The 9,142-nt window shown below is 62.8% G+C and carries 8 protein-coding genes and 1 tRNA gene; 2 read left to right on the top strand and 7 right to left on the bottom strand.

The features are described 5' to 3' along the window. Positions 1-32 precede the first annotated feature (32 nt). The 3 genes from QYE47_RS24705 to QYE47_RS24715 form a co-directional block, all read right to left on the bottom strand. Positions 33-1,004 (bottom strand): magnesium and cobalt transport protein CorA, encoded by a 972-nt coding sequence (locus QYE47_RS24705; protein WP_010952874.1) that lies wholly within the window; start codon positions 1,002-1,004, stop codon positions 33-35. 68 nt (positions 1,005-1,072) lie between these two features. Then, entirely contained in the window at positions 1,073-1,786 is a 714-nt protein-coding gene (locus QYE47_RS24710) for a 1-acyl-sn-glycerol-3-phosphate acyltransferase (RefSeq protein WP_014591968.1), read from the bottom strand. A 164-nt stretch (positions 1,787-1,950) separates the two neighbouring features. Next, positions 1,951-2,640 (bottom strand): crotonase/enoyl-CoA hydratase family protein, encoded by a 690-nt coding sequence (locus tag QYE47_RS24715; protein ID WP_014591967.1) that lies wholly within the window; start codon positions 2,638-2,640, stop codon positions 1,951-1,953. Positions 2,641-2,838: 198 nt separating this feature from the next. Between QYE47_RS24715 and QYE47_RS24720 the strand changes: the two genes are divergently transcribed. Continuing rightward, positions 2,839-2,928, top strand: a tRNA-Ser gene (locus tag QYE47_RS24720). Positions 2,929-3,152: 224 nt separating this feature from the next. Here QYE47_RS24720 and QYE47_RS24725 read toward each other — a convergent pair. From QYE47_RS24725 to QYE47_RS24735, 3 genes are all read right to left on the bottom strand, one after another. After that, a complete protein-coding gene (locus QYE47_RS24725; RefSeq protein WP_014591966.1) occupies positions 3,153-5,285 on the bottom strand; it encodes a TonB-dependent siderophore receptor in 2,133 nt (710 codons plus the stop codon). A 275-nt stretch (positions 5,286-5,560) separates the two neighbouring features. Next, positions 5,561-5,941, bottom strand: a complete 381-nt coding sequence (locus QYE47_RS24730; RefSeq protein WP_014591965.1) for a hypothetical protein — start codon at positions 5,939-5,941, stop codon at positions 5,561-5,563. Positions 5,942-6,153: 212 nt separating this feature from the next. After that, positions 6,154-7,341 carry an MFS transporter gene (locus QYE47_RS24735; RefSeq protein ID WP_070384192.1) on the bottom strand — a complete coding sequence of 396 codons (1,188 nt, stop codon included), beginning with the start codon at positions 7,339-7,341 and terminating at the stop codon, positions 6,154-6,156. 106 nt (positions 7,342-7,447) lie between these two features. Between QYE47_RS24735 and QYE47_RS24740 the strand changes: the two genes are divergently transcribed. Continuing rightward, positions 7,448-8,332, top strand: a complete 885-nt coding sequence (locus tag QYE47_RS24740; RefSeq protein WP_014591963.1) for a LysR family transcriptional regulator — start codon at positions 7,448-7,450, stop codon at positions 8,330-8,332. 39 nt (positions 8,333-8,371) lie between these two features. Here the strand turns inward: QYE47_RS24740 and QYE47_RS24745 are convergent, their stop codons facing one another. Then, positions 8,372-9,121 carry a 3-oxoacyl-ACP reductase family protein gene (locus tag QYE47_RS24745; protein WP_003252861.1) on the bottom strand — a complete coding sequence of 250 codons (750 nt, stop codon included), beginning with the start codon at positions 9,119-9,121 and terminating at the stop codon, positions 8,372-8,374. Positions 9,122-9,142: the final 21 nt, after the last annotated feature.

Consider the following 9,142-nt stretch of genomic DNA (forward strand, 5'->3'; position numbering starts at 1 on the left):
AACCCTTCGCGGGCACGCCCGCGAAGAGGCCATCAAAGCCAACCCGATTTCTTGAAGCTGGCATACAACCCGGCACACCCCGTCGCAATCACCCCCAGTACCGCGAAGTAACCGTAGTGCCAGCTCAGCTCTGGCATGTTCTGGAAGTTCATCCCATAAACCCCGGCAATGGCCGTAGGGAATGCCAGAATCGCCGCCCAGGCTGCGAATTTGCGCTGCACGATGCTTTGCCGTGACGACTCCAGCAGCATGCCGATCTCGATCGTCTGGCTGGCAATGTCGCGGATGCCGGCCAAGTCTTCCATCTGTCGCGTCACGTGAATTTGCACATCACGAAAGTACGGGCGCATGTTCTTGTCGATGAACGGGAAGCTCAGGCGCTGCAGTTCTTCGCTCACTTCAACCAGAGGTGCCACGTAGCGGCGCAGGCGCAGGATGTCGCGGCGCAGGCTGTGCAGACGGCGGATGTCGTCTTCCCGCAGCGAGCCGCCCAGTACGCTTTCCTCCAGCGCTTCGATCTCGCCATGAATGGCCTCGCTGACCGGTTGGTAGTTCTCGGTGACGAAGTCGAGCAGGGCGTACAGCACGAAGTCTTCGCCATGTTCCAGCAGCAGGGGCCGAGCCTCGCAGCGCTGGCGGACCATGGCGTAGGATTTGGAGTGGCCGTTGCGGCAGGTGATGATGTAGCCGTTGCCCGCGAAGATATGGGTTTCGATGAATTCCAGTTTGCCTTCGTGGCGCACTGGCGAATAGGTGACGATGAACAACGCGTCACCGAAGGTTTCCAGCTTGGGCCGGCTGTGTTTTTCCAGGGCATCTTCGATGGCCAGTTCGTGCAGGTTGAACTGGGACTGCAGGTTCGCCAGCTCTTCGGCATTGGGCTCTTCCAGGCCGATCCACACGAAATGCCCCGGCTTGCGCGCCCACTCGCTGCCTTCGTCGATGCTGATGTTGGTGACCTTCCTGCCGGCGCTGTACACCGCCGATGCCACGACTCGACCCATGGTTGTCCGCTTATTCGTTTGAACACGGATACAGCTTGGGCTGTACCCGGCTCCAGAGCAACCCCGGATCAGGCCAGTTCTTTTTCCATGCGGTCAATGCACTGCTGCATTTGCCCACGGCATTGCTCGATCAGCGCTGGCAGGTCCTGCAGCGTCATGCCCGTCGTGGCAATGGGCGGCAGCGAGCGCACAATCACCGTGCGCTGGCGCCAGCTGTTCAGGCTCAGGCGCCTTGCATAGCGGCTGACGCAGACCGGCACGATCGGTACACCGGCCTCGATGGCCATGTGAAACGCGCCTTTCTTGAACGCCAGCAAGTGCTCGCCGGGATTGCGGGTGCCTTCGGGGAAAATCCAGATCGAGGTGTCGTCCTGCAGAACCCGGGTGGTCTTCTGTATGGCCCTGCGCGCCTGATAGGCATTCTTGCGGTCGACCAGCACGTTGCCGCCCAGCCAGAACAGTTGGCCGAACAGCGGGATCCAGCCCAGGCTCTTCTTGCCGATGGCGACGGTGCGCTGCGGCACCACTTGGCCCAGCACGAACAGATCGAAGTTGGACTGGTGGTTGGCCACGATCACACAGCCGGGCGGGTGGTCCCACAATGGGCCGACTTCGGCCTTTACCTTGATGCGCATCAGCCAGGTGGCCGGCAAACTGTAGAGCCGGGCGAAAACGCGGCTGTTGTCAGGGTTGAAGGGGCGGCACAGACCAATGATCAGGCCCACGGCGCCAGCGGCCAGAAAATGCAGCGCCAGCAGAAACATACGCAATGAATAAAGCATAGTACGACTCACACCAGACATTCGCCTTTCAGTGTACGGGTGTACACTGGCTGGGGCAAACCTGGCTGCATGACTGTTCCGGCCCTTTCGCGGGTGAACCCGCTCCTACACAGGTTACGCATGCCCGTTGAACTGCGGATTTACACGCGAAAGGGCCCGTGCGGCTAGCCCATATGCTGCTGATCCAGCTCGATTGCCTTGTCCAGCGCCTCCAGCAGCCCTTTGCGCACTTTCAGCTTGGTGTTCTTGTGCGCCAGCATGTTCAGCTTCTTCAGCTCCCGCGCTGCGGCCATTGCCGTTTCCTGCAACTGCTCGGCCGGCACCACCTTGTCGAGGAAGCCGGCATCCACGGCACCCTGCGGGTCAAACACTTCGGCATTGATCACCGAGCGGTGGAAGGCCGAGCGGCGCAGGCGGTCGCGGGCCAGTTCAATGCCGGCGTGGTGCATGGTCATGCCGATCTGCACTTCGTTCAGGCATACCTTGTACGGCCCTTCGACGCCAATGCGGTAGTCGGCCGACAGCAGCAGGAAGGCGCCCTTGGCCACGGCATTGCCGGGACAGGCCACCACCACCGGGAACGGGTGCGACAGCAGCCGGCGGGCGAGGGTGGAACCGGCGGTGACGAGGCTGATGGCCTCTTGGGGGCCGCGGGTCATCACCTTGAGGTCGTAACCGCCCGACAGAATGCCCGGCTGCCCGGTGATGATCACTACTGCACGCTCCTCGGTAGCGCGGTCCAGCGCTGCATTGAAGGCAGTGATGACGTCCGGCGAGATGGCATTGACCTTGCCGTTGTTCAGGGTAAGGGTGGCGATGCCGTCTTCGGCGTGGTAGGTAATCAGCTCGCTCATGGCAGAGTCCTTTTGTTGGCGTGGCGACGACGTTACCCAGCGCCAGGGGCGAGGTAAAGCAGCAAGGCTGACTGGTCGGTCAGTGCTCACGGCAGCCCAAGTGCAAATACATGAAAAAATTGAAAAAAATGCTTGCCAAAGGAAACGTCTTTCACTAAATTAGCGCACCTCGACGGGCCGCAAGGCTTGAAGAGAAACGGTGAAGTGTCCGAGTGGTCGAAGGAGCACGCCTGGAAAGTGTGTATACGAGAAATCGTATCAAGGGTTCAAATCCCTTCTTCACCGCCACATTCTACAAAAAGCCCCCGCGCTGAAAAGCACGGGGGCTTTTTGTTTTCAAGGCCATTGGGGCTGCTGCGCAGCCCATCGCGACACAAGGCCGCTCCCACAGGCAATCGGGGTACACCTGGACTGCCCCCAAGAAGTTGGACACCAATCCAACCCTTGGGAGCAGTCCACACCTGTGGGAGCGGCCTTGTGTCGCGAAAGGGCCGCAGAGCGGCCCCGGCAATCTAGAAGCTGATCGAAGCCGAAAGCCGAGCGGTACGCGGTGCCCCCTGGAACAGGTAGTTATCCCCCAGGTAATCGCCCACATCGCGCCAGTAACGCTTGTCCAGCACGTTATCCACCGTCAGCCGCAGCACCGTGTCATACCCGGCAACACGGGTACTGTAGCGGCTGCCAAGGTCGAACACGGTATACCCGCCAACCTCCACATTGCCCGCCTGGCTCGCATACTTGCTGGCGCTATACCGCGCCCCGCCCAGCAGCGCCAGCCCCGGAACCGGCAGGGTATATTCCGCATGCAGCGCCGCCCGGAATTTAGGCACGTTGATCGCCTGGTGCCCTTCATAGGCTTCGGTACCGCTGTTCTGCACCCGCGCCCGAATGGCTGCCGCACTGGCCTGTACCTGCAGGTTCGGGGTCACCCGGCCGCTGGCGCCCAGTTCCAGGCCGGTATTCTTCTGCTGGCCTTGCTGCACGTAGGTGAAGTTGCCGGTGCCGTCCGGGCGCGCGTACTGGTAAGCCTGGCGGATCTGGAACAGGGCGGCACTCAGGCTCAGGCCTTGCCAGTCGTGCTTGAGGCCCAGTTCCAGTTGGCGGGAGGTGGTGGGCGCGAGGATCTCAGCTGCATTGCTGGCGAACCAAGGGGCCGTGCCTCCGGCAGAAAGGCCCTTGGCGTAGCTGGCGTATACCGTGGTGTTCGGCTGCGGTTTGTAGATAAGCGCAGCGTTGGGCAGCAGCTCGTATTGGCGGGTATGGCGCCCGGCTACGCCGTTCTCGTCCCAGGTCTTTTCATCCAGGCGCACTTCACGGGCGCCCAGCACGGTCTGCCATTGTTCGTTGAAGCTGATGCGGTCGCTGACGAACAAACCGTACTGGCGGCTGTCCAGCCGGCGTTCGCTGGCGCCGACGGGTTTGTCGGATGGATCGAGGTCCGGGGCGTCGGTATGGATGTTGCCGGTCCCAAGCCACTCGTTGTAGTACGGGCGCTGATCCAGTGTGCGTCGCTGCGCACTGGTACCCACGGTCAGCTCGTGCCCCACGCTCAGGGCATCGAAGTGCCCGTTGAGCATGGCCTGCGCCTCGTCTGTACGGCGGGTATCGTCGGGGCTGCGGAAGTCATAGATGTCGTAGTCACCATTGCTGCCGAAAAACGCCCCCTCGCTCGAACCCCAGGCAAACGCGCTGTAGTCGTCGATCACCACTTTGCTGCGAGAGGCGCTCACGGTGCCCGTCCAGGTATCGTTGAAGCGGTATTCGAAGCGCCCGCCCAGGTTCAGCGAGTCGTTCTGCACGGGCTTTGCCCAATGTTGGTAGGCCAGGCGGTCTTCCGGGTCGATGCCGTGGGGCACTTCAGTGCCTCCGAGCAGTTGGTAACCCGGCACCGACGCCTGTTCGCGATGCTGGTACTCGGCATCCAGCTGCAGGGTGGCATCCGGGTTGATCTGCCAGTCGAATGCCAGCGAGGCGAAGTCGCGCTTGCCGTCAGCGTGGTCGACGTAGGTGCGGATGTCTTCATGGGCCAGGTTGGCGCGCAGGCCGAACTGCTTTTCGCTGCCGAACCAGCCGCCAAGGTCGGTGGCCAGATAACGTTCGCCCTGTTCGTTGGTCGATACCGTGACGCTGCGTATGTCTTCGGCGCGCTTGGTCACATAGTTGATCAAGCCGCCAGGCTCCGACACGCCGGTCTGCAGCCCGGACAGGCCCTTGAGCAATTCCACCTGCTGCTTGTTCTCCAGGGCTACGTTCTGCTCCCCGGCTATGGTCTGGCCATTGATGCGATAGCTACTGGCGGCGTTCAGCTCGAAGCCGCGCACATTGAAGTTTTCGTAGTAGCCGATGGGGGCATAGCTTTCGCCGACCGAGGCATCGCTTTGCAACACTTCGCTAAGCTTGCGTACCTGGCGGTCTTCCAGCAACTGCTGGCTGAACACGCTGACGGAGGCGGGGGTGTCGAGCAGTGGCGCGGGCTGGAAGCCGCCCACCGCGGCCTGGCGTGCCTGGTAGCCATCATTGGCGTATGTGTCGGAGACCTGCAACGGGGCCAGCATCACGCTGTCTTCGGCAAACACAGAGGGGCACTGCAGGGCCAGGCCCAGGCTGAGCAGGCTCAGGGGCAGGCGGGGGTGATGCGGGGGCATGCGGTGGGGCTCCTGGATGCGCGATACCTGTGCCGGCCCTTTCGCGGGTAAACCCGCTCCTACACCGGTTGGTGAAACACCGGGTGGCGATACACCAGTTGGTGATGCACCGGGTGGTGATACACCGGTTGGTGAAACACCAGGAGGTGATGCACGAGTTGGTGATACCCCTGTAGAAGCGGGTTTACCCGCGAAGAGGCCGGCACAGGCCATGAAAAAGGCGGCATCTTACCAGCCGCCCTCTACATAAAACGATCCAGGCCCAGCGTATTCAGTCAGCCTGTCCTGATCGACCGCTTGTGCTGCCGCCAGTTGTCATCGATCTTCGACCAAGTCTTGCCATCGGTAATGGCCATCAGCTTGCGTCCATCCTTGAAGGTGGCCAGAAAGGTCGCTTCTTCTTCCTTGCCACCCAACCACAGCCCGGCCAGCAGCCCTACTGGCCCTGCCACCAGGGCGCCGGCCATGCCCCAGCCCAAGGCGCTGCCAAGGCTGCGGTTGGTTTCCAGGCTGGCCAGCCGCAAGTCGCTGATGCGTGCCAAGGAAATCCGCTCACCGGGTGAGGGGCTGCGCGCGGTCTTGAGTGTGAGCGATCCATTGCGATACTCGCCTTCACCTTGCAAGAAATCGCCGGACTGTACCGTGAGTCTTGTCATAAATTCATCCTGTCAGGGAAAGGGCATTCCAGCGCTTAATGAGCGCTGCCCCGGCAGGCAAGTCAACGGCATTGCGACGGAGGGTAGTGCGGTACTTTGTCGCCGTAGCTAGTGGCCTCTTCGCGGGCACGCCCGCAGGTGTATCACTGCCCTGAGGTTTGTGAGGCACCTGTGGGAGCGGGCGTGCCCGCGAAGAATCCAGTGGCCATTTATCAGGCTACTTGCAAGGTGTTCTTGCGCTTACGCTCGGCCAGGCCCCACACCAGCAACCCCAGCCCGCCAATCACCAGGCCGGCCACCACAATCCCCATCCAGCCCTGGCGCTGGAACAACTGCGTGCCCAGCAACGACCCAAGCGCCCCGCCAATGAAGTAGCAGGTGATATAACCGGCATTCAGCCGCGTACGTGCCTCGGGCCGCAGGGCGATCACTGCGTTCTGGTTGCTCACATGCACCAGCTGTACTGCCAGGTCGAGCATTAGCACCCCCAGCAGCAAGGCGAGCAGGGACTGTTCGGCAAACCCCAGCGGCACCCACGACAGCAGCAACACCACCAGGCCCACGGTGGTACCCAGCGCGCCCTTGCCGCGGTCTGCCAGGCGCCCGGCCCAGTTGGCCGACAACGCACCCGCCGCACCGGCCAGGCCGAACAGGCCGATGACTGCATCCGAATAGTGGTAGGGGCCTTTCGCCAGCAGAAACGCCAGAGGTGTCCAGAACAGGGCGAACAGGCTGAATGCCAACAGACCGAGCAACGAGCGCAGGCGCAGCACGGGCTCTTCGATGAACAGACGGAACACGGAGCCGATCAGCGCCGGGTATTTCAGCCCGGCGTGGCTGTGGTGCTGTGGCAGGCTGCGATACAGCGCCACGGCGGTAACTGCCATCAGCACTGCGGCCAGCACGTAGATACTGCGCCAGCCACCCAGCTCGGCCATGAAGCCGGCAGCAGTACGTGCCAGCAGGATGCCCAGCAGCAGGCCGCTCATCAGTGTGCCAACCGCGCGCCCACGCTGATGGGGCTCGCTCAGGGTTGCTGCCATCGGCACGAGGATCTGTGCCACCACCGAGAAAAGCCCGGTCAGCGCCGTGCCGAATAGCAGCCAGGGCAGGCTGGGTGCGCAGGCGCTGATGACCAGGCCCAAGGTGGAGACAACGGTCATCACGGTAATTAGCCGGCGCTGCTCGAACAGGTCGCCCAGCGGTGCCAGCAGCAACAGGCCGGCGCCATAGCTGAGCTGCGCGGCAATCACGATACTGCCGGCACTGGCGGTGCTCAAGCCAAACTGCTGGGCGATGCTGTGCAGCAGCGGTTGGGCGTAGTAGTTGCTGGCCACGGCCAGGCCTGTGGCGGTGGCCATCAGCAGGATCAAGGCGCGGCTGAGAGTGGGGGTGTGCATACAATTCTCGTGGGGGCAGTCGTGTGTGGTGATGATTATCAGCAAGTACTAGGCATGACACCAATGTATAGTTTTCAACCTATTCATCTTGAAAGCAGATAGATCGATGAACCTCAAGCAGCTCGAATATGCCCTTGCTGTGGCCGACACCGGCAGTTTTACTCGCGCGGCGCAGCGCTGCCATGTGGTGCAGTCGGCCCTTAGCCATCAGGTGGCGCGGCTGGAGACGCAGCTGGGGGTGAGCCTGTTCGAGCGTAGTTCGCGACGGGTACGCCTGACACCTGCGGGGGAAGCCTTTGTACTCAGCGCACGGCCAGCGGTGGAGGCGGCCCGGCGCATTGCCGATGACGTGGCGGCGGCCTGCGGCCAGGTGCGCGGGCGGCTGGCGATTGGTGAAATCAGCTCGCTCACCGCGCTGGACCTGGTCGACCTGTTGGCGGTGTTCCACGGTCGTTATCCGGATGTGGATGTGCGCTGGCTCACGGCCAAGAGCGAATTGCTGATCGCTGATGTGCTCGAGCGGCGCCTGGACGTGGGCTTTATCGGGCTGTGGCAAGGCGAAGTAGTGCAGGGGGTGCAGCATCGGTTGCTGGCCAGGGAAGAACTGGTGGCGGTGTTGCCGTTGGCGCATCGCCTGGCGGGCAGGGCACAGCTGGCGCTGGCTGACCTGGCAGGCGAAGTGTTGGTGGACTTCCCCGAAGGCACTGGGGCGCGACGCCAGACCGACGAGGCGTTTCAGGCGGTGGGGTTGCAGCGCAGGGTGCAGTTCGAGATCGGGCATGTTCGTCTGGTAGAGAAATTCGTGCAGCGGGGCATGGCCGTCGGCCTGGTGCCCGAGCGGGTGGCTCAGGGCATCGAAGGGGTGGCCGTGGCGCGGTTGGTGGATGCACCGGTGCGGCACTTGTATGCGGTGTGGTCGTCCAGCCCCACGCCGGCGGCCCGGGCTTTTCTGGACGTGATGGAACAGTGCCTGGGGGCAAAGAAAGGCTAAGCCTGTGCCGGAGTTGTCGCGGCACAGGCAACCTTTCAATCAGGCTGCAAACCCACCATCCACCGTCAGGCTGGCCCCGGTGATATACCCGGCTTCAGGCCCTGCCAGGTAAGCCACGAAGCTGGCAATCTCCTCCGGCTCGCCATATCGCCCAATGGCCATCAGCGGAATCAGGCTCTCGGCAAACTCGCCACTGGCCGGGTTCATATCGGTGTCCACCGGGCCGGGCTGCACGTTGTTCACGGTAATGCCCTGCGGCCCGAGGTCGCGGGCCATGCCGCGGGTCAGGCCAACCAGTGCCGACTTGCTCATGGCGTACGGTGCACCACCGGCAAACGGCATGCGCTCGGCGTTGGTGCTGCCAATGTTGATGATACGACCGCCCTGGCCCATATAGCGTGCCGCGGCCTGGCTGGCGACGAACACGCTGCGTACGTTCACGGCCAGCATGCGATCGAAGTCGGCCAGGTCGAACTCCGTCACCGGGGCCACTGCCAGCACACCGGCGTTGTTGACCAGGATATCCAGCCGGCCCAAGGCCTTCACGGTGTCATCCACCGCCAGTTGCACGGCCGCGGCATCAGCGCTGTCAGCCCGCAGGGCCAAGGCTTTGCCGCCGTTCTCGGTAATTTCCCGAGCCAGTTCCTCAGCCGGGCCGGCAGAGCTGACATAGGTGAAGGCCACTTGCGCGCCTTCGCGGGCCAGGCGCCGTACGATGGCTGCGCCAATGCCTCGGGAACCGCCCTGAACCAGGGCCACTTTGCCTTCGAGTGTAAGTTGCTTGGACATGCTGTTCTCCTGCGGGAAGCC

Source organism: Pseudomonas sp. 2,4-D (assembly GCF_030418155.1).
In the GTDB taxonomy this organism is placed as follows: domain Bacteria; phylum Pseudomonadota; class Gammaproteobacteria; order Pseudomonadales; family Pseudomonadaceae; genus Aquipseudomonas; species Aquipseudomonas alloputida.

Excerpts from the sequence above, each read along its gene's own strand:
- QYE47_RS24705 (WP_010952874.1), bottom strand. The coding sequence starts at position 1,004 with ATGGGTCGAGTCGTGGCATCGGCGGTGTACAGCGCCGGCAGGAAGGTC.
- QYE47_RS24710 (WP_014591968.1), bottom strand. The coding sequence starts at position 1,786 with ATGCTTTATTCATTGCGTATGTTTCTGCTGGCGCTGCATTTTCTGGCC.
- QYE47_RS24715 (WP_014591967.1), bottom strand. The coding sequence starts at position 2,640 with ATGAGCGAGCTGATTACCTACCACGCCGAAGACGGCATCGCCACCCTT.
- QYE47_RS24725 (WP_014591966.1), bottom strand. The coding sequence starts at position 5,285 with ATGCCCCCGCATCACCCCCGCCTGCCCCTGAGCCTGCTCAGCCTGGGC.
- QYE47_RS24730 (WP_014591965.1), bottom strand. The coding sequence starts at position 5,941 with ATGACAAGACTCACGGTACAGTCCGGCGATTTCTTGCAAGGTGAAGGC.
- QYE47_RS24735 (WP_070384192.1), bottom strand. The coding sequence starts at position 7,341 with ATGCACACCCCCACTCTCAGCCGCGCCTTGATCCTGCTGATGGCCACC.
- QYE47_RS24740 (WP_014591963.1), top strand. The coding sequence starts at position 7,448 with ATGAACCTCAAGCAGCTCGAATATGCCCTTGCTGTGGCCGACACCGGC.
- QYE47_RS24745 (WP_003252861.1), bottom strand. The coding sequence starts at position 9,121 with ATGTCCAAGCAACTTACACTCGAAGGCAAAGTGGCCCTGGTTCAGGGC.